The following is a 26,836-nucleotide window of genomic DNA, read 5'->3' as shown; positions in this document are numbered from 1 at the left end:
GCGCGACGGGCGCTCAGCGGCGGGCGACGCCCTCCGCGCGGGCCGTGGCGGCGACGGCCGCGGTCACGGCCGGGGCGACCCGCTCGTCGAACGGCGACGGGATCACGTAATCCGCGGCGAGCTCGTCACCCACGACGGCCGCGAGGGCGTCGGCGGCGGCGATCTTCATGCCCTCGGTGATCCGCGAGGCACGGACCTGGAGGGCGCCGGCGAAGATGCCGGGGAAGGCGAGCACGTTGTTGATCTGGTTGGGGTAGTCCGACCGTCCGGTCGCCACCACGGCCGCGTACTTGTGCGCGACGTCGGGGTGGACCTCCGGGTTCGGGTTGGCCATGGCGAAGACGAAGGCCTCGGGAGCCATGGACGCGACGGCCGCCTCGGGGACGGTGCCGCCCGAGACGCCGATGAACACGTCGGCGCCGGCGAGCGCGGACTCCAGCGAGCCGCTGAGCCCGGCCTTGTTGGTGAGCTCGGCCAGCTCACGCTTGACCGGGGTGAGGTCCTCCCGGTCCCGGCTCACGACGCCCTTGCGGTCCGCGACCGCCACGTCGCCGAGCCCCGCCTCCAGCAGGAACTTGGCGATGGCGACACCGGCGGCACCGGCCCCGGAGATCACGGCGCGCAGCTCGCCGAGCGTGCGCCCGGTCAGCTTCGCCGCGTTGCGCAGCGCGGCCAGCGTCACCACGGCCGTGCCGTGCTGGTCGTCGTGGAAGACCGGGATGTCGAGCCGCTCCTGGAGCTTGCGCTCGATCTCGAAGCACCGGGGCGCCGAGATGTCCTCCAGGTTCACGCCGCCGAACGACGGGGCGAGCCGCACCACGGTGTCGACGATCTCGTCGGCGTCGGTCGTCGCGAGCGCGATCGGCACCGCGTCCACGCCGCCGAACTGCTTGAAGAGAATGGCCTTGCCCTCCATGACGGGGAGGGAGGCCTCGGGACCGATGTCCCCGAGGCCGAGCACGGCGGTCCCGTCGGTCACGACGGCGACCACGTTCGACTTCCACGTGTAGTCGTGGACGAGCTCCGGCTGCTCCGCGATGGCGCTGCACACCTTCGCGACGCCGGGCGTGTACGCGAGGGACAGGTCGTCCTTGTCGCGGACCGGCACGGTGGCCTGCACGGCCATCTTGCCGCCGCGGTGCAGCGCAAACGCCGGATCGAAGGGTTCCGCAGCATCCGCGGGGCCCTCGTGATCCGTACTGCTGTCGCTGCGAGGATTGACGATCTCCGCTGCCACTGTTCTGACCCCTTAAGTCTTAATCATTCGTTGAGGGTGTCCGCTCCTGGTTGAGAAGCGGGCGGGCACCGCGTCCGTTCTCCGCCTGTCGGCGGAGGGAGGTACGGACACGCGGGCGCGCCGCACACGCGCCCTGAGCCCCGGATGAGGGGTGTAACCACTCTTTCTACCCGACAGCGGCAGGGAGGGGCGAGTGACATTGGTTGCAGCCGGGCGAAGAGGACCGCGGGATCCGGGAGGCGTCACGCCGGGTGCCCCGAATTGACCGTATCGCGCTCACGCGAGGTCCAGATGGCGAGATTCGCTGCCTATCGGCGCCTATCGGCCGGTTGGCACGGATTGGCTGCGGAACCTTTTCACCCGCACTGCACCGGCCTGTTGGGATTCGGATTCTTCCCGTTATCCGATTTTGACATCACGGGCACCCAGAATCGGACGGTCCGAATGGCAAGATGCCGTCATCACACGAGGTCGCGACACCCGAAGGTGTGTGCACGACTCATCGGCAGCTCCCTCATCCGCCGGAGGACCCACCATGACCGCAGGCTCCATTTGTCGTAAGACCGCAGCGAAGTCCGCGAAGTCCCGGATCGCGGCGGTCGGCGCGATCGCGGTCGCCGGCACGCTGCTGCTGTCCGGCTGTGGCGACCAGACCAAGGACAAGAGCGGCGAATCGGCCAGCGACGCCCCGCTCGCCGACAAGCTCCCCAAGGACATACGCGACAAGGGCGTGATCAAGGTCGGGTCGGACATCGCCTACCCGCCGGTCGAGTTCAAGGACAAGTCCGGCAACACCGTCGGCATCGACCCGGACCTGGGCAAGGCGCTGGGCAAGCAGCTCGGCGTGGAGTTCGAGTTCGAGAACGGCACCTTCGACACCCTCCTCGGCGGCCTGCGCTCCAAGCGCTACCAGATCGCCATGTCGGCCATGACGGACACCAAGAACCGTCAGGAAGGCGTCGACGAGGACACCGGCAAGAAGGTCGGCACCGGCGTCGACTTCGTCGACTACTTCACGGCCGGCGTCTCGATCTACACCAAGAAGGGCGACGACCAGGGGATCAAGACCTGGGCGGACCTCTGCGGCAAGAAGATCGTCGTCCAGCGCGGCACCGTCTCGCACGACCTGGCCAAGGCCGAGTCGAAGAAGTGCGGGGGCGGCAAGAAGATCTCGATCGAGCAGTTCGACAACGACCAGCAGGCCCAGGCCCGGCTGCGCTCCGGCGGCGCCGACGCCGGCTCCTCGGACTTCCCGGTGGCCGCGTACGCGGTGAAGACCTCGGGCGGCGGCAAGGACTTCGAGCTGGTCGGCGAGCAGGTCGAGGCGGCCCCGTACGGCATCGCGGTCTCCAAGAAGAACCCCGAGCTGCGCGACGCGATCAAGGCCGCGCTCGACGCGATCATCAAGAACGGCGAGTACGGCAAGATCATCGCGAAGTGGGGCGTGAAGGACGGCGCGGTCGAGGAAGCCACCGTCAACGGCGGCAAGTGACCGACGACCGACGTCTCCTAGTCGCTGAAAGGCCACTGACGTGACCACCGACATCTCCAAGAAGGGCCCGGGGGACGACGTCCCGAAGGCACGACCGGCGGAGGCCATCAAGGCCATCCCGGTCCGGCACTTCGGCCGCTACGTCGCCGCGGTCCTCGCCATCGGCGTCCTCGCCTCCATCGTCTACGCCTTCTCGCAGGGCGACATCAGCTGGGGCGCGATCCCCGACAACTTCTTCGACGACCGCATCCTCACGGGTGTCCGCGAGACGCTGATCCTGACGTTCCTCTCGATGCTCATCGGCGTCGTCGGCGGCGTCATCCTCTCCGTGATGCGCCTGTCGAAGAACCCGGTGACCTCGTCGATCGCCTGGTTCTACATCTGGTTCTTCCGCGGTACGCCGGTCCTGGTCCAGCTCTTCGTCTGGTTCAACCTCGGCTTCGTCTTCGACTACGTGAACCTCGGCCCCGTCTACAAGGACGAGTGGTCGGACTTCATGACGCCGTTCCTGACGGCGCTGCTCGGCCTCGGCCTCAACGAGGCCGCGTACATGGCGGAGATCTGCCGCGCCGGCCTGCTCTCGGTCGACGAGGGCCAGACCGAGGCGTCGCACGCGCTCGGCATGAGCCACAACAAGACGTTGCGCCGCGTGGTCCTGCCGCAGGCGATGCGCGTCGTCGTGCCCCCGACGGGCAACGAGTTCATCAACATGCTGAAGACGACGTCGCTGGTCGCCGCCGTCCAGTACTACGAGCTCCTCAAGTACGCCCAGGACATCGGCACCTCGTCGGGCGCGACGGTCGAGACGCTGCTGCTCGCCGCCTGCTGGTACCTGATCATGACGTCGGTCCTCAGCATCGGGCAGTTCTACCTGGAGCGTTACTACGCGCGCGGTTCGTCGCGCTCCCTGCCGAGCACTCCATGGCAGAAGATCAAGGCCAACATGCTGTCCCTCAACAGCCCGCGGGGAGGCACCGCATGACCGCCATGGTGAAGGCCGAGAACGTCCACAAGTCGTTCGGCAGCGTAGAAGTGCTCAAGGGCATCGACCTGGAGGTCAAGACGGGCGAGGTCTTCTGCCTCATCGGCCCCTCGGGCTCCGGCAAGTCGACGTTCCTGCGCTGCATCAACCACCTGGAGAAGATCAACGCCGGGCGGCTGTACGTCGACGGGGAACTGGTCGGCTACCGGCAGAAGGGGGACAAGCTGTACGAGCTCAAGGACAGCGAAGTCGCCCTCAAGCGCCGCGACATCGGCATGGTCTTCCAGCGCTTCAACCTCTTCCCGCACATGACGGCCCTGGAGAACGTCATGGAGGCGCCGGTCCAGGTCAAGGGCGTCGCCAAGGCCGAGGCCCGGGAGCGCGCCGGACAGCTTCTGGAGCGCGTGGGCCTCGCCGACAAGGCGGGCAACTACCCCTCGCAGCTCTCCGGCGGCCAGCAGCAGCGCGTCGCGATCGCGCGGGCGCTCGCGATGGACCCGAAGCTGATGCTGTTCGACGAGCCGACGTCGGCGCTCGACCCCGAGCTGGTCGGTGACGTGCTCGACGTGATGCGCGACCTCGCGGAGTCCGGCATGACGATGGTCGTCGTCACGCACGAGATGGGCTTCGCGCGCGAGGTCGGCGACAGCCTCGTCTTCATGGACGAGGGCGTGGTGGTCGAGTCGGGCCACCCGCGCGACGTGCTCACCAACCCGCGCCAGGAGCGGACGCAGTCGTTCCTGTCGAAGGTGCTTTAGCGCTCCGCTCGGCGGGGCAGTGCTCGGTTCGCCTTTCCGGCGCGGGGCAGTGCTCGGTTCACTCTTCCGGTGCGGGGCAGTGCTCGGCTCGCCTTTCCGGCGCGGGGCAGTGCTCGGCTCGCCTTTCCGGCGCGGGGCAGTGCTCGGTTCACTCTTCCGGTCGCTTTCCGGTCACTTTCCGGTGCGGGTTCGGTGCGGGTTCGCTGCGGGATCGCTGCGGGTTCGCTGCGGCCGGGCGCGCGGTTCCCCTGCCCCTCGCGGGGGCGTCCCTTCGGACGCCCCCGCTTCTTTCGTTACTTCAGCCCCAGGACCACCGCGTCCGCGGGCGAGGCCCAGACCGGGCGGGCCTCCGCGAAGCCGGCCTCACGCAGCGTCCGCACGTGCCACTCGGCAGAGGGCATGTCGCCGTCGGCGTGCTCCCCGTAGATCTCGAACCGCTTGGCGGTGGGCTCGGCGAGGACCGGGTCCTGCGCGGCGAGCCGCCACCACTCCTTCCAGTCCAGGACGCCCTCGGCCTTGGCGCGCTCCATCTGCCGGTGGCGGAAGGCGCCCTCCGCGGCGTTCAGGCGCGGGGTGGCCGGGTCGGGCATGTGGTCGGCATTCATGAAGACGCCGCCGTCGCGCACGAGCCCCGCGACCTGGCCGTAGAGGGCGGCGAGCGGTTCGCTGAAGAGCCAGTGCAGGGCGGTCGCGGTGAGCACGGCGTCGTAGCTGTCGTGCGGGAGCGCGGCGGCCCAGTCCGGGTCCTTGAGGTCCGCGGTGACGAAGGTGACCCGGTCGTCCCCGGCGAACGTGCCCTCGGCGATGGCCAGCAGCGCGGGGTCCAGGTCGACGCCGACACTGGTGGCTTCGGGGAACCTCTTGAGCAGCCGGTCCGTAATACTTCCGGTACCGCACGCGAGGTCGAGTACGCGCGGTGCGGTTCCGACCACGGCCTCGACCATGTCGAGCATGATCGTGAAACGCTCCTCGCGGTCGGGCAGGTACCACTGCTGCTGCCGGTCCCAGCTGTCCTGCCAGGCGCGCCAGTCGGTGCCGAGCCCGGTCCCCGTACCCGTCTCCGTCATCGAAACCCCTCCACTCCGTAATACCCTGGTACCGCAGACGGCTATTACTTGCCGATGAGTCGACCATAGACCGCCCTCGTAAGGACTACAAGTGGAACTGGCCTATTACTCGGACTACGCCGTACGCCTGGTCAACAGCGAGGAGCCGGGCCGCAACAAGGACACGCTGACCTCCGTCGAGGTGATCAGGGAGCTGTTCGGGCCCAGCACGCAGATGGCCCGCCGCGCGACGGACGCCGACGTCACGCGCTTCCGGTCGGTCCGGGCGCGGCTGCGCGCGGTGTTCGAGGCTGCGGACGGCGACGACGAGACGCTCGCGGTCGACCTGCTGAACTCACTGCTCCTGGAGTTCCCGGTGAGCCCGCAGATCTCGGGGCACGACCACCGGGACGACAACGGGCGCCCGCTGTGGCACATGCACCTGGCCGACCACCCCTCGAACGCCACCGCCGGGTACGCGGCCATCGCCGCGATGGGCCTCGCCTTCCACCTCACCGAGCACGGCGTGGAGCGCCTGGGCCTGTGCGAGGCGGCTCCGTGCCGCAACGCCTACCTCGACACGTCCACCAACCGCTCCCGGCGCTACTGCTCGGACCGCTGCGCGACCCGCGCCAACGTCGCCGCCTACCGCGCCCGCAAGCGCCTGGAGACCGAGCGCTCGGCGAGCACAGGACGTACGGCCGAGACCGTCCAGCGCGCCAGCGCGAGCGGTGAGCGGCGTCCCGGCGTGGGCGGGCGGTAGCGGAACCACACCTTCCCGAGAACGAGGTCCTCGGGGACCACGCCGTAGTCGGTGCTGTCGCCGCCCGCGAACGTGTTGTCGCCGAGCACCCACCAGCCGCCGTCACGGCGCTCCTTGGCCCGCTTGACGACCAGCAGGTCCTGCTGGAACGGATGGCGCAGGATCACCACGTCACCCGGGCGGACGCGTGCGCCCCACCGGACGAGCAGCCGGTCCCCGTGGAGCAGTGTGGGCACCATGGAGGGGCCCGTCACCTCGGCCGCGCCCCATGGCAGCGCGGCCCTTCCGCCCTCGGTCTCCTGCGACAGCTCCGGCATCGCCGGCACCTCCCCGGTCCCATCGTCCACCAGTCCCAGTCTGACCCTGGACTTTTGTCCTAAGCCCATGGGGGCACTCGCGAAATCCGGTCTCTCACGGAGTAATGTCCCACCTGAGAAGACGATCACGAGGAGGACCGCTCCATGCTTTCCCGCCTGTTTGCCCCCACGGTAAAGGTCAGCGCACACTGCGACCTGCCCTGCGGCGTGTACGATCCCGCCCAGGCCCGGATCGAGGCCGAGTCGGTCAAGGCCGTGCAGGAGAAGATGGCCGCCAACGACGACGCGCACTACCAGGCGCGCGCCACGGTCATCAAGGAGCAGCGTGCCGAGCTCGCCAAGCACCACGTCTCGGTGCTCTGGAGCGACTACTTCAAGCCCCCGCACTTCGAGAAGTACCCGGAGCTGCACCAGCTGGTCAACGACACCCTGAAGGCCCTCTCGGCCGCCAAGGCGTCGAAGGACCCGGCCACGGGCCAGAAGGCGCTGGACTACATCGCCCAGATCGACAAGATCTTCTGGGAGACCAAGAAGGCCTGAACCAGGCTTTTCCCCGAAGGGGCCCGTCCACTGTGCCAGGGGCGGGCCCCTTCGGCGTTCCGCCCCGCGGACGGGCCCCCGTGTTCCGTCCCGACTAGCCTGCCGCTCCGCGGGGGCGTGCGAGGCCCAGGTCGTACGCGAGGATCGTCGCCTGTACGCGGTCGCGCAGGCCCAACTTTCCGAGCACCGCGTTGACATGCGACTTCACCGTGCCGGTGGTCACGCCGAGCGCCTCGCCGATCTCCGCGTTGGTGTGCCCGGCGGCGACGAGGGCCAGCACCTCGCCCTCGCGGGGCGTGAGGGCCTCCACGAGAGCGGGGTCCGGGGCGGGCGCCGTGCCGGCGAAGGCGTCGATCAGGCGGCGCGTGACGGTGGGCGCGAGCATCGCCTCGCCGGAGGCGACGACGCGGATACCGGCGAGGAGTTCCTGCGGCAGAGCGTCCTTGAGCAGGAACCCGGAGGCCCCGGCGCGCAGGGCGTCGTGCACGTAGGCGTCCTGGTCGAAGGTGGTCAGGACGAGGACGCGCGGTACGGGCTCGGGCCCGTCGGTGAGCAGCCGGGTGGCCGTGAGGCCGTCCATCCCCGGCATGCGGATGTCCATGAGGACCACGTCCGGGTTCAGCTCGGCCGCCAGACGCACGGCGTCGACCCCGTCCGCGGCCTCCCCGACCACATCGAGATCCGGCTCGGCGTCGACGACCGCGGCGAACCCCGCCCGGACGACGGCTTGGTCATCGACGACCAGAACACGGATGGTCCGGGCGCCGGGCCCTGAGTTGCCTGAGTTGCCTGAGTTGCCTGAGTTGTCGGTGGTGCTGATGGTGCGGCTCCTTCAGGGGAGAGGGGAGAGAGGGAGGGGGGAGAGAGGGGCCCCCATGGTGGCCCGGTCACCTCCATAGTGGCCCGATCGTACGGAAAGCGTGGCCAGGCGGCGGCCGAGCGGAGACCGCCCTGGCAGGGGCTCGGCGGCCGAGCCGAGACCGCCCCGGCAGGGGCTCGCCGCCCGTGGCCCCCGCCCCCGGCCGCGGCCCCGCCCCCGTCACGAGGGATACCGGTCCACGCGTATGCCCCAGGGAGGAGGCGATGATCGTACGAGCGGCCGACGCGAGGCCGCGGGACCGCCGGAATCCTTGACGCATGACGTCCCCGCACTCCCCCTACTCCCCCCGTTCCCCCCAATCCCCCCACTCCCCCGCCTCACCGTCGGACCCCTGGGGCCCGCCCCCCGTTCCGTACCCCTACGAGCCCCGCCCCCCGTACGTACCGCCGCCGCTCCCCTACCACCGTCTCGCCCTGGCCACCGGCACGCACCGCTGGTGGCGGCCGGTGGCCGGGACCGCCGTGGTGCTCGGTGGCGCGGTCGCCGCCTCGCTCCTCGTGCTGCTCGGCGCGGAGATCGCGGGCTCGGCCCTCGACAGGCCCGTGGGCAAGGACGGGTTCCACGTCTGGGGCGGCATCGGGGAGACGGGACAGGGCCTGCTCACCCTGGCGCTGCTGCTCCCGGTGGTGTTCCTCGCCGCCCGCTGGTCCCAGGGGCGTCCGGCGGGGACGGTCTCGTCGGTGGTCGGACGGCTGCGCTGGGACTGGCTGGTGCGCTGCCTGCTCCTCGCGGTGCCGCTGGTCGCCGCGTCGATCGGGACCATGCTGCTGCTCCCCGAATCGTCGGGCGACGGCACGGACGAGATGGTGTGGGCCGGGCTCCCCGACTTCCTGCTCGGGCTCGCGATGGTCTGCGTGCTCGTTCCGTTCCAGAGCGCGGCCGAGGAGTACGTGTTCCGGGGCTGGCTCACCCAGGCGGTCGGCGCCTGGTGCCGCTCGCCGTGGCTGGCCATCCTGCCCCAAGCACCGCTGTTCGCGGCGGCCCACGGCTGGGGCACACCGTGGGGCTTCGCGGACCTGGTGGTGTTCGCGCTGGTCGCGGGCGTGCTGACAGTGCGTACGGGTGGCCTTGAGGCGGCCATCGGGCTCCACGTGATCAACAACCTGATCGCCATGGGCCTTTCGGCCGCCATCGCCGGAGCGCTCTCCAGCGACGAGACGGCCGCTGACATGGACGCGGCGGCGGTCTGCGTGGACACCGTGATGATCTTCGGTTACGCGGTGCTGGTGCTGTGGTGGGCCCGGCGCCGCGGGGTCGAAGCGGTGGGCACGGGCACTGCCTGTGCCTGACGCCCGGACTTAATCGGTTGCCGCGCGCGGCGGCGGCCTGCTGCACTGGCGGAGTCGGCGAGCAGCCGGCACCCGTCACTCGCGGCCCGCGCGCACTCCCGCGCGGCCCACCAAGGAGAAGAAATGCGGCGTTCGTGCATGTCCCGCTCAGAAGGAAATAACCCCTCTTCCAAGGACATGACGGTACGTGCAATCGCATTCACCTGCTTCGAACCTGAACCCGCACGCAAGCCCTGACACCAGGCCGGGCGCGAGATACCTGAACCTCGGCATCCTCGCCCACATCGACGCCGGCAAGACCAGCCTCACCGAGCGGCTCCTGCACAGCGCGGGCGTCATCGACGAGGTCGGCCGCGTCGACGACGGCAGCACCCTCACCGACTCGCTCGCCCTGGAGCGACAGCGCGGCATCACGATCAAGTCCGCGGTCGTCTCCTTCGCCATCGGCGCTCCCGGAGGCACGGGCGACGACGACGTCACGGTCAACCTGATCGACACCCCCGGGCACCCTGACTTCATCGCCGAGGTGGAGCGGGTCCTGAGCGTGCTCGACGGTGCCGTGCTCGTCATCTCCGCCGTGGAGGGCGTCCAGGCGCAGACCCGCGTACTGCTGCGCACCCTGCGGCGCCTGCGCATCCCCACGCTCATCTTCGTGAACAAGGCCGACCGCACCGGTGCCCGCCACGAAGGCGTCCTCGAACACATCGCCCGGCGGCTCACCCCCGACATCACCCCGATGGGCACGGTCGAAGCACTCGGCACACGCGAGGCGCGCTTCACCCCGTTCACCACGGCGGCCCCGGGCCTGGCCGAACTGCTCGCCGGACACGACGACGAACTGCTCACCGCGTACGTGGAGAACCCGGCCACCCTCACGTACGGGCGGCTGCGCCGCGAACTGGCCCGGCAGACCCGGCGCGCCCTCGTGCACCCCGTCTACTTCGGCTCCGCCATGACAGGCGTCGGCGTCGGCGAACTGGCGGCCGGCATCGCGGAGTTCCTGCCCTCCGACGCGGGGGACGCCGAAGCTCCGCTCTCCGGCAGCGTGTTCAAGGTCGAGCGCGGCACGGCCGGGGAGAAGATCGCGTACGTACGCGTGTTCTCGGGCACGGTCCGCACACGTGACCGCCTCGACATCGCGGCGGGCGACGGTACGGACGTCAGGGAGGGCAAGGTCACCGCCGTCAGCGTCTTCGAGCACGGCGCCGACGAACGCGGCGCACGGGTCCCGGCGGGCCGCATCGGCAAGCTGTGGGGCCTCGGTGACGTGCGGATCGGTGACGTGATCGGCGTACCGCCCGCGGGAGCGGGGGCCGGGGGGCGGTTCTTCGCGCCGCCGACCCTGGAGACGGTCGTCGCCCCGGTCAGGACCGGCGACCGGGGCGCCCTGCACGTGGCCCTCACGCAGCTCGCCGAGCAGGACCCGCTGATCGACCTGCGGCAGGACGACGTACGGCAGGAGGTGTCCGTCTCGCTCTACGGCGAGGTCCAGAAGGAGGTCATCCAGGCGACCCTCGCCGCGGACTTCGGCCTGGACGTCACTTTCCGCGAGACGACGACGATCTGCGTGGAGCGGATCGTCGGCACGGGCGAGGCGTTCGAGATCATCGACAAGGACCCGAACCCGTTCCTCGCCACGGTCGGGCTGCGGGTGGGGCCCGCGCCGGTCGGGGCCGGTGTGGAGTTCCGGCTCGGCGTGGAGCTCGGTTCGATGCCGTACGCGTTCTTCCGCGCGGTCGAGGAGACGGTCCGGGAGACGCTGGGCCAGGGGCTGTACGGCTGGCGGATCCCCGACTGCACGGTCACGATGACGCACTCCGGGTACTGGCCGCGGCAGAGCCACTCGCACGGCACGTTCGACAAGAGCATGTCGAGCACTGCGGGAGACTTCCGGCACCTGACGCCGCTGGTCCTGATGGACGCGCTGCGCCGGGCGGGCACGGCGGTGCATGAGCCGATGCACCGCTTCAGGCTCGACCTGCCCGCCGACACCTTCGGGGCGGTGCTGCCGGTCCTGTCGCGGCTGCGGGCCGTGCCGCACACACCGACGACGAGCAAGGACTCGTACCGTCTGGAGGGAGACATCCCCGCGAACCAGGTGCACGCCCTGGAGCAGCAGTTGCCCGGGCTCACGCGCGGCGAGGGCGAGCTGGAGTCCGCCTTCGACCACTACGAGCCGGTGCGCGGCACCGTCCCGACCCGCGCACGGACGGACGACGACCCGCTGCACCGCAAGGAGTACCTGCTCCGGGTGGTGCGCAGAACGAACGGGGGAGGCCGGGAAGGCTGCGGCGGCCATGGCTGACCGGCCGCTGCCTCCCTCCGGGACCGGGGGCCGGGCCCCGGTCCCCGGGCCCGCGCGGTCAGGCCAGCAGCGCCTCCGCGTCCAAGCCCTGGAGGCGCTCCGGGTCGGCGATGATGTTGATCTCGGTGATCCTGCCGTCCACGACCGTGAAGGCGCCGACCGAGAACAACGTGCCGCCGGGCGCCGCGATGAGGCCGGGCAGGCCGTTGACCAGCACCATGACCTGGACGTCGGCGAGCTGCGCGAACATCGCCGCCTGCCCCGCCACCGTCGCCGCGCCCCGCACCAGCTTCGACAGGCCGGAGGCGAGACCGCCGCTGTCCGCGCGGAGCACGACGTCGGGGTCGAGAAGCGTGAGCAGCGCGTCGAAGTCGCCCGCCTTGGTGGCCGCCATCCAGGCCTCGACGACCTCGCGCTGCTTGGCGACATCGGTCTCCGGGGCCGGGGCGGAGCCCTGCACGCGGCGGCGGGCCCGGCTCGCGAGCTGCCGGGTCGCGGCGGCCGAGCGCTCGACCACGGGCGCGATGTCCTCGAACGGCACGGCGAACATGTCGTGCAGTACGAACGCGAGGCGCTCGGCGGGCGCGAGGGTGTCGAGCACGACGAGAAGGGCGAGGCCCACGGAGTCGGCGAGCAGCACCTCCTGCTCGGGGTCGACCGCGTCCAGGCGGCTCAGGACGGGGTCGGGCACATGGGTCTCCAGGGAGACGTCCAAGGAGTCCTCACGGCGGGACTGCCGGGAGCGCAGCAGGTCGAGACAGACCCGGCCGACCACGGTGGTGAGCCAGCCGCCGAGGTTCCGCACCTCCGCCGCGTCGGAACGGCTCAGCCTGAACCACGCCTCCTGGACCGCGTCCTCCGACTCCCCGAGCGAGCCCAGCATGCGGTACGCGACCGCGTTGAGACGGGGCCTGTGCTCCTCGAACGCGGCTGCCAGGGCGGCCTGTTCCGAACGGTTCTGATCCATCTGTCACATTCTCCCGTCGCGTTCCTGTGCGAGCCACAGTAAGGAGTTTCGTATGAAGACCACCAAGGCCAACAAAGCCGACGAGACCGATGAGTTCGACGAGATCGATGCCGACCTCGTACGCCGATTGGTGGCCGAGCAGTTCCCGCGGTGGGCCGACCTGCCCGTGGCACCGGTGCCGCTGTCGGGCATGGACAACGCCACGTTCCGGCTCGGCGACGACCTCTCCGTACGGCTGCCGCGCTACGCCCGGTGGACCGGCCAGGTCGAGCGCGAGCAGCGGTGGCTGCCGCGGCTCGCCCCGCATCTGCCGCTCACCGTGTCCACGCCGGTCGCGCGGGGCGGCCCTGGGCAGGGCTACCCCTTCCCGTGGTCGGTCTACCGCTGGCTGGACGGGGAGGCCGCGACCACGGAAGGGCTGGCCGACCCGGTGGCCGCTGCCGGACAACTGGCCGAGTTCATCGCGGCGTTGCAGCGGATCGACGCCGCCGGCGGCCCCGCGCCCGAGCTGAGCAACGCCTTCCGCGGCGAGCGCGTGGGCACCGAGTGCGACTCGCTCGCGGCCGACTCCCTCGTCCGCGCCAAGATCGCGAAGCTGGACGGCATCGTCGACACGGAGGCGGTGACGGCCGTGTGGGAGGCGGCGCTCGCGGCGCCCGCTTGGCACCGCGACCCCGTCTGGCTGCACGGGGACCTCGCCACCGGCAACCTCCTCGCCGTCGACGGGCGGCTCCACGCGGTCATCGACTTCGGGACGCTGGCCGTGGGCGATCCCGCCTGCGACCTCATCCCGATGTGGATGTTCCTGCCCGCGACGGCGCGGGGCGCGTTCCGGGCGGCGGTCGGCATGGACGACGCCACCTGGGCGCGGGCCCGCGGCCTCGCGCTCGCCGGGTCACTGCCGGTGCCGGACGACCCGTTCTTCGCGGTTCCGCAGCGGGTGACGGCGGCGCTACGGCACCTGGACGCCGTACTGGAGGATCACGCGGAGCACGGCTCAGCCGGCTGAGGCCAGCGCCGCTTCCAGGTCGGAAGGGGTGCGGTACAGGAGCCCCCGCATGCCCAGGGCCACCGCCGCGTCCACGTTCTCCTGGCGGTCGTCCACGAACAGGCAGCGGCCGGGGGCGACACCCGCCCGCCGTGCCGCCGCCTCGTATATGCGGGGGTCCGGCTTGGTGACGCCGAGGTCCGCGCTGCTGAGCACGGCGTCGAAGAGCCCGTCCGGGCCGGTGAGGCCGAGCAGCGCGAGGTCCTCGGCCAGCCATGGCGTCGCGTTGGTCACGAGCACCACCGGCAGCCCGGCCGCGCGGGCCCCGCGGAGCAGCCCGACCACCGTGTCGTCGGCGCGGAACTTGGTCTCGGCCAGCACGTTCCCCAGCTCGCGGCCGCGCTCCAGCGGCACGCGGTCGGCCAGCCCGCGGGCGATCGACTCGACCCACAGCTCCTTGGTGATCTCCCCGCGCATCAACGGCAGGTCGTTCTCGGGCGCGAAGCCGACCGCGGCGGTGCTGCCCGGCGGCAGCCCTGCCGCGGCCTCCTGCTGTTCGAGGTCCGCCATGTCGTAGAAACGGATCACGCCATCAAGGTCACTCAGCACGGCGTCGAACGCCCGATCGGAGATCGTCATCCCACGTGTCTATCACCACGGGCCGAGCGCCGCGGAGGGCGCGTGCCACCGCCCGGCCAGTGCCACCGCAGGCAGCGCTAGTCGAGCTCCTTGCGGACGGTGGCCCGTACCCGGTCAAGGTCTGCCCGTACTGCCTCGTACCGGGCCTTGTCGGCGCGGAGGTCCGCCCGCTGCTTCTCGTCGCTGACCGTCCACCACACGCCGGCCGTGTTCAGCTCGCGGTTGCACTCGATGTCGGCGACGGCCGTGCCGAGCTCCTTCTCCGTACGTGCCGTGTTGCCGTCCTCGCGGCCCTTGCGCCACGCCTTGTCGTGGAAGGCGTGCGTCGGGCTCTCGTACCGCTCGAAGCCCTTGCCCCGCACGCAGCGCGACCAGTCCCGGAAGGCCCTGCGCACCCGCTCGTCCTTGGCCACGGCCTTGTCCAGCTTCTCGACGCGTCCGGAGACGGAGGCGCGCAGCCGTGCCGCCTTCTCGTCCCCCATGACCCGCCGCTGCCCCAGCGCGGCACAGCCGCCCTCGGGGACCGCGCGGCCCCGCACCACTTCGGCGCGCCCGTCCCGCACACCGGTGCCGTGCAGCACGCTGTCCTCCCGGTCCGTCGGCACCCGCCCCTTGGGACCACGGCCGTCCGACGCCGCCTCGATGCTCTCCGGGTCGAAGCCATAACCCCAACGCCGGGCCTGGCCGAGGTCGAGCATCCCGTACGGAGACACGGAAACCACCACCGAGAGCAACGGGGCCGCCATCTCGACCCGGCCGGGGTGCAGCGGGAAGTCGTCGAAACCGTAGGACCGCATGCACCGCTGGGTGACCCGCGCCTGCGCCTCTTCGATACGGTCGTAGTCACGGCGGCTGAACTGGTAGCGGTCCAGCGGCAACGCGGGAAAGTCCTTCTCGCTCCGGACCCTGGGCACACCGGGCTCGCGCGCGTACCCGGGAGCGTCGTCCTCCGCCGACGAGCCGAACCCGCACCCCGCCGACGCCACCCCCATCAGCACCAGACCCGCCAGAACGAGCCCACCCCGCCGCCTCTTCACGTACCCGTACCCCTCCCCCAGTGGCACCGCGCCGTCGATCAACCGACGGACCTTACCGCGCGCGGCAGTTGGGGAGTACGGGGGTACTGGCATCAAGGCCGCGTCAGCCTTGAGGGCGCCTCGGGTCAGGCCACACCCACCCCGCCCCGGGGGCCGGAGACGGGCAGGCCTCGAAATCAGCGCTTGCGGTGACGTGACCGACCGCGTCTGCCCGCCGCCCGGCCGCCGGGGCGGTCACCGTCCTCGTCGGTCACACAGGCCTCGCATCGCGCGTTGCGGCACGGCCCGGGGCCCCATACCGGGACGAACACCCCGAGCACCTTGCGCCGCCGGATCGTCGTGCCGACCGGACATCCGCAGGCCTTGCACACCGGCTCATCCTGCGGGCCTTCGCCCTGGCCTTGGTCTTGACCTTCACCTTGACCCTGGTCTTGGTCTTGGCCGGGGCCTGATCGCGGACCTTCGCTGCCCATACGCGCAGCCTATTCCCGCCGGACGCCACTGGGCAGCCCCGCGGCGACGCCTCCTGGCCAGTTTCCCGTCCTCGTCGGGACCGCCTCCTACGCCGAGGCCCCCGCGTCCCGCGGTTCACGCCACATCGGCCACATCCTCGGCCCGTCGGGCAGGTCGAGCGGCGTCCCCGTGAAGGCGAACCCGAGGCGTTCGTACAGCTCACGGCTTCGGGCGTTGCTCGCCTCCAGGTAGGCGTGTTCGCCCTCCCTGTCGCACCGTTCGAGGACGGCGGCGACGAGGGCCGTGCCGAGCCCCTCGCCCTGCCGGTCCGGCCGCACGGCGATCATGTGGAGGTACTGGTGGGCCCGGTCAGTCGGGTGGGAGGCGTCCGTCAACCGGCCTATCAGCTCGACCCGCTCGTTCTCCGGGTCGACGGCCTGCCGCAGCAACGCGGGCCCGTCCTGCCCACCCTGCTCACTCTCCCCGTCCCGCCCGTCCCGCTCGCCCTGTCCGTCGTCGTCGGCTGGGCCGTCCGCGGGGACGGACCACCACAGGGCCGCGGCGGCGCCGTCCTCGGTGACGTCGATGTACCCCTCGGCGATGGCCAGGTCGAAGAAGGCGCCCATCAGCGCGCCATGCCTGCGCCGGCGGTGCTCCTCGCCGGGAAAGACCCACCTGCTCACCGGGTCCCCCATGAACGCCTCGTCGAGCAGCCGCACCACATCGGCCCGGTCCCCCTCCCCGGCCCTACGGATCGCCACGCCCACAGCCCGCCCCTCCCGATCACCCTCGCCCCAACGGAACGGCGCGCCGCATCGAGCACTCAACTACGCTCGGAGGCTCGCCGGTTGCAGCCTAAGTGATCGCCTCACGGGCAACAGGGAGGGCCCCGCGGCCGCCCGAACCGGCACCCGCGAGGCCCGTCGCACACGCCTCACCGCGTACGTCTTATCCCCCTGTCAGGGCCTCAACCGCCAGGCCCCATCGCTCGCGCCTCAGTGCGTACGGCGCGTCACGAACTCCGCGAGGGCGAGGAGACCGCCCGCCGACTCCGGGTCCGGCACCGCCCTGGCGAGCTGCCCCATGGCCCGGGACATCCGGTCGGCGGCGTGCACCTGCGCCCAGTCTCGGCCGCCCGCGCGCTCCACCGCGCTCGCCGTCCGCGCCGGCTCGTCGTCCCCGCCCGGCGGACCGCCGTACAGCTCGGCGAGTTCCGCCGCGGCCGGGGTACCCGAGGCCAGTGCGGCCACCACCGGCAGGGACTTCTTGCGGGCGGCGAGATCGGCGCCCGCCGGCTTGCCCGTACGTAGGGGATCGCCCCAGATGCCGATGACGTCGTCGATGAGCTGGAAGGCGAGCCCTGCCTGGCGGCCGAAGCCGTCGAGCGCGTCGGCCGCCTCGGTCTCCGCCCCCGCGTACAGCGCCCCGATCGCGCACGCGCAGCCGAGCAGCGCACCGGTCTTGGCCTCGGCCATGGCCAAGCACTCGTCGAGCGTGACCTGCTCCGGGGAGCGGCGCTCCAAGGACCAGTCCATGAACTGCCCCTCGCAGAGCTCCTCCACACACAGGGCCAGCCGCGTGGCGGCCTCCGAGGCCCCCGGGTGGGGGTCGTCGGCGAGCAGCCGCTGCGCCAGTGCCTGCATGGCGTCACCGGTGAGGATCGCGGCGGCGTCGCCGAACACGGTCCAGGCAGTGGGCCGGTGCCTGCGCGTGGTGTCGCGGTCCATCACGTCGTCGTGCAGGAGTGTGAAGTTGTGGGTCAGCTCCACGGCCGCGGCGGCACGGACCGCCGTCTTCTGCTCCCCGCCGAGCGCCCGCACCGCCGCGAGCACGAGGGCGGGCCGGATGGCCTTGCCGCCGTTCCCCGTGGCCGGTGTGCCGTCGGCGTGCTCCCACCCGAGGTGGTAGCGCGCGACCCCGCGCATGGCAGTGGGCAGTGAGTCGACCGCCGTGCGCAGCTCCGGATCGACGTGGGCCCGCGCCGCGGCCAGGATCTCGGCGGCCTCATGGCCCTCACCCACCCCCTGCGCCGGCAGTGTCACGCCTGCCGTGTCCGTCGTCGTGTCCGTCATGGACTCACCCCGCGTAAGGACGTGGACGGTGGCGGTTCCTCGGTCTGTGGGCGCGTACGGACAGGTTGTACCCCGCGACGCGGCCATGGACGCCGACCGGGGGTCACGTCCAGCGGCCGATCTCGACGTCCTCCAGGACGCCGAGCGCGTCGGGGACGAGCACGGCAGCGGAGTAGTAGGTCGACACCAGGTACGAGATGATCGCCTGCTCGCTGATGCCCATGAACCGTACGGACAGGCTCGGCTCGATCTCGTCCGGGATGCCGCTCTGGCGCAGTCCGATGACACCTTGCTCCTCCTCGCCCGTACGCATGCAGATGATGGACGTCGTACGGGCCTCGGTGACCGGGATCTTGTTGCACGGGAAGATCGGCACACCGCGCCAGGTCGGGATGCGGTTCCCCGCCATGTCGATGGTCTCGGGGACGAGCCCGCGCTTGTTGAGCTCGCGGCCGAACGCGGCGATCGCGCGCGGATGGGCGAGGAAGAGCTTGGAGCCGCGCCTGCGGCTGAGCAGTTCGTCCAGGTCGTCGGGGCCTGGCACACCGGCGTGCGGCTGGATCCGCTGGTCGTACTCGCAGTTGTTCAGAAGGCCGAACTCGCGGTTGTTGATCAGCTCGTGCTCCTGGCGCTCCTTGAGCGCCTCGACGGTGAGCCGAAGCTGCTGCTCCGTCTGGTTCATCGGCTGGTTGTAGAGGTCGGCCACGCGCGAGTGGACGCGCAGGACTGTTTGGGCGACGCTCAGTTCATACTCGCGCGGCGCCGATTCATAGTCCACGAAGGTGCCCGGCAGTACGGCCTCGCCTACGTGCCCCGCCGAGAGGTCGATGGGCGCCTCGCCGTACGTGTTGGTGCGCTGGGCCGGGATGGACCGCAGCCGCTGGAGGTGGCCGCGCAGGGCTTCGCTGCGCTCGGCGACCTGTTCGAGATCCTGACGCGGGAGGACGAGCACCGTACAGGCCGTCACCGCGCGCGTGGTGTACTCCCAGATCGCCTCGGGGTCGAGGAGCGCCTGCTCCCCGAAGTACGAGCCGTCGGCGAGCGTGCCGAGCACCGTGTCGTCGCCGTAGGGACCGGTGCCGACCTTCTCCACCCTGCCGTGCGCGAGCAGGAAGACCTCGCCCGAAGGGCTGCCGAAGGAGGTCAGGACGTCGCCCGCGGCATACTCCCGCTGCGCGCAGCGGGAGGCCAGCTCGCCGAGCACCTCCGGGTCGTCGAAGTCCCGCAGCACCGGCAGCTCGCCCAGCTCGGCAGGGATGACCTGGACCTGGTCGCCCGTCTTCACGAACGTCACCCTGCCGTCGCCGACCGAGTAGCTCAGCCTGCGGTTCACCCGGTACGTGCCGCCCTGCACCTGCACCCACGGCAGCATCCGCAGCAGCCAGCGCGAGCTGATCTCCTGCATCTGCGGTGCCGACTTGGTGGTGGTGGCCAGGTTCCGCGCGGCCGACGTGCCGAGGCTCTGCTGCGGCTTGTCCGACTCGGCGCGGATCTCTTCGCCTACCGACATTGGCTGTGCCCTCCCGAGTACTGCGGTGATCCGCATGGCTGCGGTGATCCGCATACGTGCGGCGATCTCGCGGACCACACTTCCAGCACGCCGCGTGGCCGCGCCATTACACAAAAGAGGGGGAATGGATCACGCGCCAACGGGGCATGGAGGGCGTTTTCGCCCGTTCGGCCCAGCCGGGTGGCGCATGGGAACTCGGGGGCCGGGGCACCCGTTGGACCGCATGCGGGGCATTCGCACCGCCCGCACCCTTCAGACCTTCCGCACCATTCTCACCATTCATGACTTCCGCACCTTTAGCACCTTTCGCACCGACTGGCAGGAGAAAGCAATGGCGGGCTTCCTGGATCGCGCCAAGGAGCAGGCGCAGCGCGGCCTCACTCAGGGCAAGCAGAAGATCGACGAGGTCCAGGAGAAGCGGGCGGGCGACGCGCTCCTGAAGAAGCTGGGCGCGGCGTATTACGCCGAGCGCCGGGGCTCGGGCTCCCCCGAGGCCACCGCGCAGGCGCTACAGGCCGTGGAGTCCCACATCGCGGCGAACGGCGACGCGTTCCTGCACGGCAACTGACCGGATCGGCTCGCACGGTGCCCGAACACGCCCCGGATTGCTTCCGAACGGCTGGTCCGGGCACCGGAGTTCCGGTACAAGCAGGGCGTACGAGGCGGTTCGCGACAGGCGGCCGTCGCGCCCCGCAAAGGAGGCGGTCATGGCCCCACCCATGTCCGCGGGACGCTTTCTGGCCGCGCTGCGAGACGAGGGTGTCACCGTCGTCGAGGTCGGCGACTGGGAGCACCACAACCGCAACCACAAGGGCCCCTGGGGCCCCGTGCACGGCGTCATGATCCACCACACGGCGACCGAGGGCAGCGAGCGCACGGTCGAGATCTGCCGCAAGGGGCACCCCTCACTGGCGGGTCCGCTCTGCCACGGCGTCATCACCAAGGACGGCCGCGTCCACCTCGTCGGGTACGGCCGTGCCAACCACGCCGGGCTCGGCGACGACGAGGTCCTGCGGGCGGTCATCGCCGAGAAGCGCCTGCCCTCGGACAACGAGTCGAACACCGACGGCAACCGCCACTTCTACGGCTTCGAGTGCGAGAACCTCGGCGACGGCGAGGACCCCTGGCCCGACGCGCAGCTCGACGCCATCGAGAGGGTCTCGGCGGCGGTCTGCCGCGTCCACGGCTGGACGGAACGCTCGGTGATCGGCCACCTGGAGTGGCAGCCGGGCAAGGTGGACCCCCGCGGCTTCACCATGAAGGCGATGCGGTCACGCATCGAGGAGCGCCTCAAGTAGGCCCGCGCAGGGTTCCCCCGCCGCACGACGAGCCGCGGGGGACAATGGCGGGGTGCATCCCACCCCGCCCGTCGGCCTGCGCCCACGACTGCCGTCGCCGTTGCAGCGCGTCGAGGACGACCGCTTCGAGCGCCACGGCGTGCGGCTGCTGCTCAAGCGGGACGATCTGATCCACCCGGACCTGCCGGGCAACAAGTACCGCAAGCTGGTGCTGAACCTGTCGGCCGCCGCCGACGCCGGGCACGACACCCTGCTCACCTTCGGCGGCGCCTACTCCAACCACCTGCGCGCCACCGCCGCCGCGGGCCGCCTCCTCGGCTTCGCCACCATCGGCGTCGTACGCGGCGACGAACTCGCCGGGCGCCCCCTGAACCCGTCCCTGGCCCGCTGCACGGCCGACGGCATGCGGCTGCACTTCGTCGACAGATCGACGTACCGCGCGAAGAGCGACCCGGCGACGCTGGACCAGATCCTGCGCGAGACGGACGCGCGAGGCGCCTACGTGATCCCCGAGGGCGGCAGCAACGCCCTGGCCGTCCGGGGCTGCGCCGCGCTGGGCGAGGAGCTGCGCGAGCACACCGACGTGGCGGCGGTGGCCTGCGGCACCGGCGGCACCCTCGCGGGGCTCGCCGCGGGGCTCGGTCCGGAGCGCCGGGCCCTTGGCATACCCGTGCTCAAGGGCGGCTTCCTCGGCCCCGGCATACGGGCGCTGCAGCAGCGGGCACTCGGCGCCCCGACCGCCAACTGGAGCCTGGACGAGCGCTTCCACTGCGGCGGATACGCCCGTACGCCGCCCGGACTGCTCGCCTTCGCCGAGGACTTCGAACGGCGCCACGGCGGGGGCATCGGCCTCTCCGTGGAGCGGCTCTACGTCGCCAAGCTCCTCCACGCGCTGACCGCCCTCGCCGCAGAGGGCGCCTTCCCGCCCGGCACCCGCCTCACCGCGGTGATCACCGGCGCCCGGGACGGCCTGCCTCAGGCCTGAGTCACACCTGACTCAGTCGTCGACCTCGCGGTGGACGGCCGCCTCCTCCAGGTCCAGCTTGCGCAGCAGCGTCCGCATCATCTCGTCGTCGATGCGCCGCTCGTCCCGCATCTTCACGAAGACCTCGCGCTCCGCGGCGATCGCCTCGCGCGCCAGGCGGCGGTAGGTGTGGTCCGCCGACTCGCCCGTCACGCGGTTGGGCTGGCCGAGCCGTTCCCACACGGAGTTGCGGCGCCGCTCCAGAACAGTGCTCAGACGGTCCTGGAGGGGCTGTGGGAGGCAATTGCGCTCGTCCCGCATGAGTTCCTCCACCCTCGCCTCCGCGGCCTGCGAGGCGGCGTTCTGCGCCTGCGCCTCGGCGAGGGTCTGCGCCTGCGCGTCCCGGCCCGGCAGTTTCAGGACACGGATGAGCCACGGCAGCGAGAGCCCGTGCACGACGAGCGTGCCGATGACCGTGGTGAAGGTCAGGAACAGGACAAGGTTGCGCGCGGGGAATGGCTCCCCGTTCTCCATGACGAGCGGGATCGAGAAGGCGATCGCCAGCGAGACCACGCCCCGCATCCCGGCCCAGCTCACGATCAGCGGTCTGCGCCAGTCCAGGTCGTCCTCACGCTCCCTGATCCGCCGGGAGACCATTCGCGGCAGATACGTCGCCGGATAGGACCACACGAAACGCACCACCACGACGCACACGAAGACGCCGGCGGCGTACCAGGCGGCCTGGCCGACGCTGTACTCGCCGAGCCCCTTGAGCACGACGGGCAGTTGCAGCCCGATGAGGGCGAAGACCGCCGACTCCAGGATGAACGCGACGACCCGCCACACGGCGGCCTCCTGCAACCGCGTCTCGAAGTCGACCTGCCAGGAGCGGTGCCCCAGGTAGAGGGCGACGACGACCACGGCGAGCACTCCGGAGGCGCCCACCTGCTCGGCGGCGGCGTACGCGACGAAGGGGATGAGCAGCGACAGCGTGTTCTGCAGGATCGACTCCTTGACGTGCGTGCGCAGCCAGTGGATCGGCACCATCAGGATCAGTCCGACACCGACGCCGCCGACCGCGGCCACCAGGAACTCGCGGACGCCGCCCGACCAGCTCGCGCCCTCGCCGACCGCCGCCGCGAGAGCGACCTTGTAGGCGGTGATCGCGGTCGCGTCGTTCACCAGGGACTCGCCCTGGAGGATCGTGGTGATCCTCGACGGCAGGCCGACCTTGCGCGCGATGGCGGTCGCCGCGACGGCGTCCGGTGGCGCGATCACGGCACCGAGGACGAGCGCGGCCGTCAGCGGCAGATCGGGGATGAGCAGATACGCGAGCCAGCCGACGGCGACCGTGGCGAACAGTACGTAGCCGACGGAGAGCAGCGCGACGGGTCTGAGGTTGGCGCGCAGGTCCAGGTAGGAGCTCTCCAGGGCGGCCGTGTGCAGCAGGGGCGGCAGGATCAGCGGCAGCACGATGTGCGGATCGAGGTGGTAGTCGGGCACTCCGGGCACGTACGCGGCGACGAGGCCCGCACCGACCAGGAGCAGCGGTGCCGGTACGGGGGTCCTGCGCGCCGCCCCCGCCACCACGGCGCTCGCCGCGACCAATGCCACCAGGGGCAGTACATCCATCGGCAGACCCCTCCGCCTTCCGTTTTCCCGACGTAACCTGGCAATCATGAACGAGTGCCCGCATGTCGCCGCGCTGCCCCGACCCGAGGTGTCACCCCTGAGCGACACGTGCCTGGAGTGCCGTGCGGCCGGCAGTCACCCCGTCCAGCTGCGGCTCTGCCTGGAGTGCGGGCACGTGGGCTGCTGCGACTCGTCGCCGTTCCGGCACGCGACGGCGCACTTCAAGGAGACCTCACACGCAGTGATGAGGACCTTCGAGCCCGGCGAGAGCTGGCGCTGGTGCTTCGTGGACGGTTCGATCGTCTGACGCCTGGGTACGTCAACCCGGCACCCGTTCTTTCCAATTGGGGTCGCCGAACCCCTAGCCACTGTGTGTACTCGTATGCTTACTATGAGTGACAGCATCAGGGCGGGGCCCCCGGGACACGGAGCTGGGGATCGCGGTAGCGTCACCGCAGAACTACGTGGCGCGTTACCCGTGTGACGCAGGCCGGACCGCCGGACGGTGGGCCGGAGCCCCGAAAGTGCTTGTACCACCTTGGAGGTGAGGGTGTCCCACATCGCAGGCGAGCCCGGAAATCAGGACTTCGTGGAAGTCCGCCTTCCGGCTGCGGGTGCCTACCTGTCGGTGCTGCGGACGGCGACGGCCGGCCTCGCGGCGCGTTTGGACTTCACTCTCGACGAGATCGAGGACCTCCGCATCGCGGTCGACGAGGCCTGCGCGATCCTCTTGCAACAGGCCGTGCCCGGCTCGGTGCTCAGCTGCGTCTTCCGGCTCGTCGACGACTCGTTGGAGGTGACGGTCTCGGCGCCCACGACCGACGGCCGGGCCCCGGAGCGGGACACCTTCGCCTGGACTGTGCTGTCGGCCCTCGCGGGCCAGGTGGACTCCACCGTCGCCGAGGACAACACCGTCTCGATCAGCCTCTACAAGAAGCGCGGCGCGGGACCCGGGCCGGCGTGAACGGAGACGGGCCGGTGCGGGACGAAGAGCGCGGCACAGAGAGTCTGCCCGTCGACGGCAGGGAGGGGATGCCTCGTATGACCACCGGAATCCCCGAGCAGCAGGCCAAACCGCACCCGGAGGACCCGGAGCAGCCGGGTCCGGCGACCGGGGCCGAGGCCGATGTGTCGGAGCAGGCAGAGCCGACCGCCAAGGACGGGCTCGAGCAGCTCTCCGGCCGGGGCGGCGGGCGACGGGCGGGAATCATGAGCGAGCACGAGCACAGCCGTCACGATCCACGGGACCGGAGCAGCGCACGCGCGATGTTCGTCGAGCTGCGCGCCCTGGAGAACAGCAGCCGGGAGTACGCGGAGCTGCGCAACCAGCTCGTGCGCATGCACCTGCCGCTCGTCGAGCACCTGGCCCGTCGCTTCCGCAACCGCGGCGAGCCGCTCGACGACCTCACCCAGGTCGCCACGATCGGCCTGATCAAGTCCGTCGACCGGTTCGACCCGGAGCGCGGCGTGGAGTTCTCCACGTACGCGACTCCGACGGTCGTCGGCGAGATCAAGCGGCACTTCCGCGACAAGGGGTGGGCGGTCCGCGTCCCGCGGCGCCTCCAGGAGCTGCGTCTCTCGCTGACGACGGCGACGGCCGAGCTGTCCCAGATGCACGGCCGATCCCCCACGGTGCATGAGCTGGCGGAGAAGCTGGCCATCTCCGAGGAGGAGGTCCTGGAGGGCCTGGAGTCGGCGAACGCCTACTCCACGCTGTCCCTGGACGTGCCCGACACGGACGACGAGTCGCCGGCCGTGGCGGACACCCTGGGCGCCGAGGACGAGGCCCTGGAGGGCGTCGAGTACCGCGAGTCGCTCAAACCGCTCCTGGAGGACCTGCCGCCGCGCGAGAAGCGGATCCTGCTGCTGCGCTTCTTCGGCAACATGACGCAGTCGCAGATCGCGCAGGAGGTCGGCATCTCCCAGATGCACGTCTCGCGCCTGCTGGCCCGCACGCTGGCCCAGCTCCGCGAGAAGCTCCTCGTGGAGGAGTAGGCCGCCCCGCGGCCGCCCCGCGGAAGCAGGCGCTACTTCTGGTCCTGCACGCTGCCGGGGCCCCGGATGCCGAGGGCCTCGGTCGTCACCGGATGGACCAGCAGCACCAGTGAGACGATCGCCACGACCGCGAGGGCGATGCCCGCGGGGATCGCGGCGCTGTCGGCCTGGAGCAGTTGCCAGGCCACCGGCAGCGCCATGATCTGCGTGATGATCGCGGGCCCCCGGCTCCACCGGCGCAGCTTGAGCAGTCCGCGCGCGGCGAGCAGCGGCAGCAGCGCCAGGACGATCAGCGTGACGCCGCCGGTCTCGGCCTGCCGCGGGTCGTCGGGCGATCCCGCGAGGCCCATCACGAGCATGTACACACCCCCGGCGAAGAGGGCGAGGCCCTCCAGCCCGGCCAGGGCCGCGGCGGCGGTGAGCCGCCCGGGGCGCGGGCCCGGCGCGGGCGGCTCCGGGGCTTCGGGGGTGGTTTTCCGCTCAGTACTCACTCCAGCAGGGTAGCTCTGTGTGCCCGCCCCCCGGCACCTCGGTCTGGGCCGTCCGCGAAGCGCTAGGTACCCTGCTGAGCATGCGTGCACTTCTCGTGGTCAACCCGGCGGCAACCACCACCAGTGCGCGTACGCGTGACGTCCTGGTTCACGCACTGGCGAGCGAGATGAAGCTCGATGCGGTGACGACGGAGTACCGGGGACACGCCAGAGACCTCGGCCGGCAGGCCGCGGAGAGCAAGGACATCGAGCTGGTCGTCGCTCTCGGTGGCGACGGCACCGTCAACGAAGTCGTCAACGGACTGCTGCACCACGGCCCCGATCCCGACCATCTCCCGCGCCTCGCCGTCGTCCCCGGTGGCTCGACCAACGTCTTCGCGCGCGCCCTGGGGCTGCCGAACGACGCGGTGGAGGCCACCGGCGCCCTGCTCGACGCCCTGCGCGAGGGCAGCGAGCGCACGGTGGGCCTGGGCATCGCGGGCGGCACGCCGGGCACGGAGGACGAGGCGGTGCCCTCGCGCTGGTTCACGTTCTGCGCGGGACTCGGTTTCGACGGCGGCGTGGTCGGCAGGGTCGAGCAGCAGCGGGAGCTCGGCAGACGCTCCACGCACGCGCTGTACGTGCGCCAGGTGCTGCGGCAGTTCATCGACGAGCCCCACCGCCGGCACGGCATGATCACGCTGGAGCGGCCCGGCGAGGACCCGGTGACCGACCTGGTGATGTCGATAGTCTGCAACACCTCGCCCTACTCCTACCTGGGCAATCGCCCGCTGTACGCATCCCCGCGGGCGTCGTTCGACACCGCGCTGGACGTACTGGGCCTGAAGAAGCTGTCGACGGCCGCGGTGGCCCGCTACGGCACGCAGCTCCTGACGTCGACGCCGGAGCGGGGACCGCACGGTAAGCACGCGGTCACGCTCCACGACCTCACGGACTTCACCTTGCATTCAAAGGTTCCACTACCCCTCCAGATGGACGGTGACCACTTGGGACTCCGTACGAGCGTGACGTTCACAGGCGTTCGCCGTGCACTGCGTGTGATTGTGTGAGTAGAAGGGCCTAAAGTCCTTTCACTCGAACGTTTAGGCCAGGATCCACCCCATGGAAGTACGGCTGTGACCCAGCCGACACTGAGGAATCAAAAAAAACTTCCCGGAAGGGGTTGTATCCGCCGCCGAGGT

Annotated in this window: 27 protein-coding genes; 15 read left to right on the top strand and 12 right to left on the bottom strand. The window is 71.0% G+C overall.

Features of this window, described 5'->3' with window-relative positions:
• Window positions 1–13: 13 nt before the first annotated feature.
• Window positions 14–1,237 (bottom strand): NAD(P)-dependent malic enzyme, encoded by a 1,224-nt coding sequence (locus ACRAKF_RS25955; RefSeq protein ID WP_447039948.1) that lies wholly within the window; start codon window positions 1,235–1,237, stop codon window positions 14–16.
• A gap of 535 nt (window positions 1,238–1,772) precedes the next feature.
• On the opposite strand from ACRAKF_RS25955, the gene ACRAKF_RS25950 reads away from it, so the two are divergent.
• Genes ACRAKF_RS25950 through ACRAKF_RS25940 form a run of 3 tightly spaced genes read left to right on the top strand, consistent with a single transcriptional unit; the run spans window position 1,773 to window position 4,469 of the window.
• The gene (locus ACRAKF_RS25950; RefSeq protein ID WP_447039946.1) at window positions 1,773–2,729 is read left to right on the top strand and encodes an ABC transporter substrate-binding protein; all 957 of its coding nucleotides are present in this window, start codon (window positions 1,773–1,775) and stop codon (window positions 2,727–2,729) included.
• 40 nt (window positions 2,730–2,769) lie between these two features.
• Entirely contained in the window at window positions 2,770–3,711 is a 942-nt protein-coding gene (locus ACRAKF_RS25945) for an amino acid ABC transporter permease (protein ID WP_447039944.1), read from the top strand.
• Complete coding sequence (locus tag ACRAKF_RS25940) at window positions 3,708–4,469, top strand: amino acid ABC transporter ATP-binding protein (protein ID WP_447039943.1); 762 nt, start codon at window positions 3,708–3,710, stop codon at window positions 4,467–4,469. The genes ACRAKF_RS25945 and ACRAKF_RS25940 overlap by 4 nt, the downstream gene beginning before the upstream one ends.
• Before the next feature lie 293 nt (window positions 4,470–4,762).
• Here the strand turns inward: ACRAKF_RS25940 and ACRAKF_RS25935 are convergent, their stop codons facing one another.
• The gene (locus tag ACRAKF_RS25935; protein ID WP_447039942.1) at window positions 4,763–5,536 is read right to left on the bottom strand and encodes a class I SAM-dependent methyltransferase; all 774 of its coding nucleotides are present in this window, start codon (window positions 5,534–5,536) and stop codon (window positions 4,763–4,765) included.
• 91 nt (window positions 5,537–5,627) lie between these two features.
• Here ACRAKF_RS25935 and ACRAKF_RS25930 point away from each other — a divergent pair, with 91 nt between their 5' ends.
• Complete coding sequence (locus ACRAKF_RS25930) at window positions 5,628–6,278, top strand: CGNR zinc finger domain-containing protein (protein ID WP_447039941.1); 651 nt, start codon at window positions 5,628–5,630, stop codon at window positions 6,276–6,278.
• Here the strand turns inward: ACRAKF_RS25930 and sodX are convergent.
• Entirely contained in the window at window positions 6,161–6,595 is a 435-nt protein-coding gene (gene sodX, locus ACRAKF_RS25925) for a nickel-type superoxide dismutase maturation protease (protein WP_447042176.1), read from the bottom strand. The two genes, ACRAKF_RS25930 and sodX, sit on opposite strands and share 118 nt — an antisense overlap.
• A 144-nt stretch (window positions 6,596–6,739) precedes the next feature.
• On the opposite strand from sodX, the gene sodN reads away from it, so the two are divergent.
• Window positions 6,740–7,135 (top strand): superoxide dismutase, Ni, encoded by a 396-nt coding sequence (gene sodN / locus ACRAKF_RS25920; RefSeq protein WP_447039940.1) that lies wholly within the window; start codon window positions 6,740–6,742, stop codon window positions 7,133–7,135.
• Window positions 7,136–7,229: 94 nt separating this feature from the next.
• Here sodN and ACRAKF_RS25915 read toward each other — a convergent pair whose 3' ends face one another.
• Entirely contained in the window at window positions 7,230–7,889 is a 660-nt protein-coding gene (locus ACRAKF_RS25915; protein WP_447042174.1) for a response regulator, read from the bottom strand.
• 383 nt (window positions 7,890–8,272) lie between these two features.
• On the opposite strand from ACRAKF_RS25915, the gene ACRAKF_RS25910 reads away from it, so the two are divergent.
• Both ACRAKF_RS25910 and ACRAKF_RS25905 read left to right on the top strand, forming a co-directional pair.
• The gene (locus ACRAKF_RS25910; RefSeq protein WP_447039939.1) at window positions 8,273–9,304 is read left to right on the top strand and encodes a CPBP family intramembrane glutamic endopeptidase; all 1,032 of its coding nucleotides are present in this window, start codon (window positions 8,273–8,275) and stop codon (window positions 9,302–9,304) included.
• A gap of 259 nt (window positions 9,305–9,563) precedes the next feature.
• Window positions 9,564–11,609, top strand: a complete 2,046-nt coding sequence (locus tag ACRAKF_RS25905; RefSeq protein ID WP_447042172.1) for a GTP-binding protein — start codon at window positions 9,564–9,566, stop codon at window positions 11,607–11,609.
• Window positions 11,610–11,667: 58 nt separating this feature from the next.
• Here the strand turns inward: ACRAKF_RS25905 and sigJ are convergent, their stop codons facing one another.
• Window positions 11,668–12,576, bottom strand: a complete 909-nt coding sequence (sigJ, locus tag ACRAKF_RS25900) for an RNA polymerase sigma factor SigJ (protein WP_447039938.1) — start codon at window positions 12,574–12,576, stop codon at window positions 11,668–11,670.
• Window positions 12,577–12,628: 52 nt separating this feature from the next.
• On the opposite strand from sigJ, the gene ACRAKF_RS25895 reads away from it, so the two are divergent.
• Window positions 12,629–13,585 carry an aminoglycoside phosphotransferase family protein gene (locus tag ACRAKF_RS25895; RefSeq protein WP_447039937.1) on the top strand — a complete coding sequence of 319 codons (957 nt, stop codon included), beginning with the start codon at window positions 12,629–12,631 and terminating at the stop codon, window positions 13,583–13,585.
• On the opposite strand, the gene ACRAKF_RS25890 is transcribed toward ACRAKF_RS25895, so the two are convergent.
• The 5 genes from ACRAKF_RS25890 to ACRAKF_RS25870 form a co-directional block, all read right to left on the bottom strand.
• A complete protein-coding gene (locus ACRAKF_RS25890) occupies window positions 13,574–14,203 on the bottom strand; it encodes an HAD family hydrolase (RefSeq protein ID WP_447039936.1) in 630 nt (209 codons plus the stop codon). The genes ACRAKF_RS25895 and ACRAKF_RS25890 overlap by 12 nt on opposite strands.
• A gap of 77 nt (window positions 14,204–14,280) precedes the next feature.
• Window positions 14,281–15,240 carry a hypothetical protein gene (locus ACRAKF_RS25885; protein WP_447039935.1) on the bottom strand — a complete coding sequence of 320 codons (960 nt, stop codon included), beginning with the start codon at window positions 15,238–15,240 and terminating at the stop codon, window positions 14,281–14,283.
• Window positions 15,241–15,800: 560 nt separating this feature from the next.
• Window positions 15,801–16,460 (bottom strand): GNAT family N-acetyltransferase, encoded by a 660-nt coding sequence (locus ACRAKF_RS25880; protein WP_447039933.1) that lies wholly within the window; start codon window positions 16,458–16,460, stop codon window positions 15,801–15,803.
• A 228-nt stretch (window positions 16,461–16,688) separates the two neighbouring features.
• Window positions 16,689–17,765 (bottom strand): family 2 encapsulin nanocompartment cargo protein polyprenyl transferase, encoded by a 1,077-nt coding sequence (locus ACRAKF_RS25875; protein WP_447039932.1) that lies wholly within the window; start codon window positions 17,763–17,765, stop codon window positions 16,689–16,691.
• Between the two features lie 103 nt (window positions 17,766–17,868).
• Window positions 17,869–19,275, bottom strand: a complete 1,407-nt coding sequence (locus ACRAKF_RS25870) for a family 2B encapsulin nanocompartment shell protein (RefSeq protein WP_447039931.1) — start codon at window positions 19,273–19,275, stop codon at window positions 17,869–17,871.
• Window positions 19,276–19,498: 223 nt separating this feature from the next.
• On the opposite strand from ACRAKF_RS25870, the gene ACRAKF_RS25865 reads away from it, so the two are divergent.
• From ACRAKF_RS25865 to ACRAKF_RS25855, 3 genes are all read left to right on the top strand, one after another.
• Window positions 19,499–19,843 carry a hypothetical protein gene (locus ACRAKF_RS25865; RefSeq protein ID WP_447039930.1) on the top strand — a complete coding sequence of 115 codons (345 nt, stop codon included), beginning with the start codon at window positions 19,499–19,501 and terminating at the stop codon, window positions 19,841–19,843.
• Window positions 19,844–19,982: 139 nt separating this feature from the next.
• Window positions 19,983–20,573 carry an N-acetylmuramoyl-L-alanine amidase gene (locus tag ACRAKF_RS25860; protein ID WP_447039929.1) on the top strand — a complete coding sequence of 197 codons (591 nt, stop codon included), beginning with the start codon at window positions 19,983–19,985 and terminating at the stop codon, window positions 20,571–20,573.
• A 52-nt stretch (window positions 20,574–20,625) separates the two neighbouring features.
• Complete coding sequence (locus ACRAKF_RS25855; protein WP_447039928.1) at window positions 20,626–21,558, top strand: 1-aminocyclopropane-1-carboxylate deaminase/D-cysteine desulfhydrase; 933 nt, start codon at window positions 20,626–20,628, stop codon at window positions 21,556–21,558.
• A 12-nt stretch (window positions 21,559–21,570) separates the two neighbouring features.
• Here the strand turns inward: ACRAKF_RS25855 and ACRAKF_RS25850 are convergent, their stop codons facing one another.
• A complete protein-coding gene (locus ACRAKF_RS25850) occupies window positions 21,571–23,169 on the bottom strand; it encodes a Na+/H+ antiporter (protein ID WP_447039926.1) in 1,599 nt (532 codons plus the stop codon).
• Window positions 23,170–23,215: 46 nt separating this feature from the next.
• On the opposite strand from ACRAKF_RS25850, the gene ACRAKF_RS25845 reads away from it, so the two are divergent.
• The 3 genes from ACRAKF_RS25845 to ACRAKF_RS25835 all read left to right on the top strand — a co-directional run bounded on the left by ACRAKF_RS25845 (window position 23,216) and on the right by ACRAKF_RS25835 (window position 25,164).
• On the top strand, window positions 23,216–23,476 hold the full coding sequence (locus ACRAKF_RS25845; protein WP_447039925.1) for a UBP-type zinc finger domain-containing protein: 261 nt from the start codon (window positions 23,216–23,218) through the stop codon (window positions 23,474–23,476).
• 243 nt (window positions 23,477–23,719) lie between these two features.
• A complete protein-coding gene (locus ACRAKF_RS25840) occupies window positions 23,720–24,133 on the top strand; it encodes an anti-sigma regulatory factor (RefSeq protein WP_447039924.1) in 414 nt (137 codons plus the stop codon).
• 14 nt (window positions 24,134–24,147) lie between these two features.
• Window positions 24,148–25,164 carry an RNA polymerase sigma factor SigF gene (locus ACRAKF_RS25835; RefSeq protein WP_447039923.1) on the top strand — a complete coding sequence of 339 codons (1,017 nt, stop codon included), beginning with the start codon at window positions 24,148–24,150 and terminating at the stop codon, window positions 25,162–25,164.
• A gap of 32 nt (window positions 25,165–25,196) precedes the next feature.
• On the opposite strand, the gene ACRAKF_RS25830 is transcribed toward ACRAKF_RS25835, so the two are convergent.
• The gene (locus ACRAKF_RS25830; protein ID WP_447039921.1) at window positions 25,197–25,655 is read right to left on the bottom strand and encodes a hypothetical protein; all 459 of its coding nucleotides are present in this window, start codon (window positions 25,653–25,655) and stop codon (window positions 25,197–25,199) included.
• Window positions 25,656–25,735: 80 nt separating this feature from the next.
• Between ACRAKF_RS25830 and ACRAKF_RS25825 the strand changes: the two genes are divergently transcribed.
• Complete coding sequence (locus ACRAKF_RS25825) at window positions 25,736–26,704, top strand: diacylglycerol/lipid kinase family protein (RefSeq protein WP_447039920.1); 969 nt, start codon at window positions 25,736–25,738, stop codon at window positions 26,702–26,704.
• Window positions 26,705–26,836 lie beyond the last annotated feature (132 nt).

The organism is Streptomyces sp. DSM 118878, assembly GCF_052936595.1.
The sequence above is the reverse complement of the archived record's forward strand: the minus strand, read 5'-3'. Positions and strand labels throughout refer to the sequence as shown.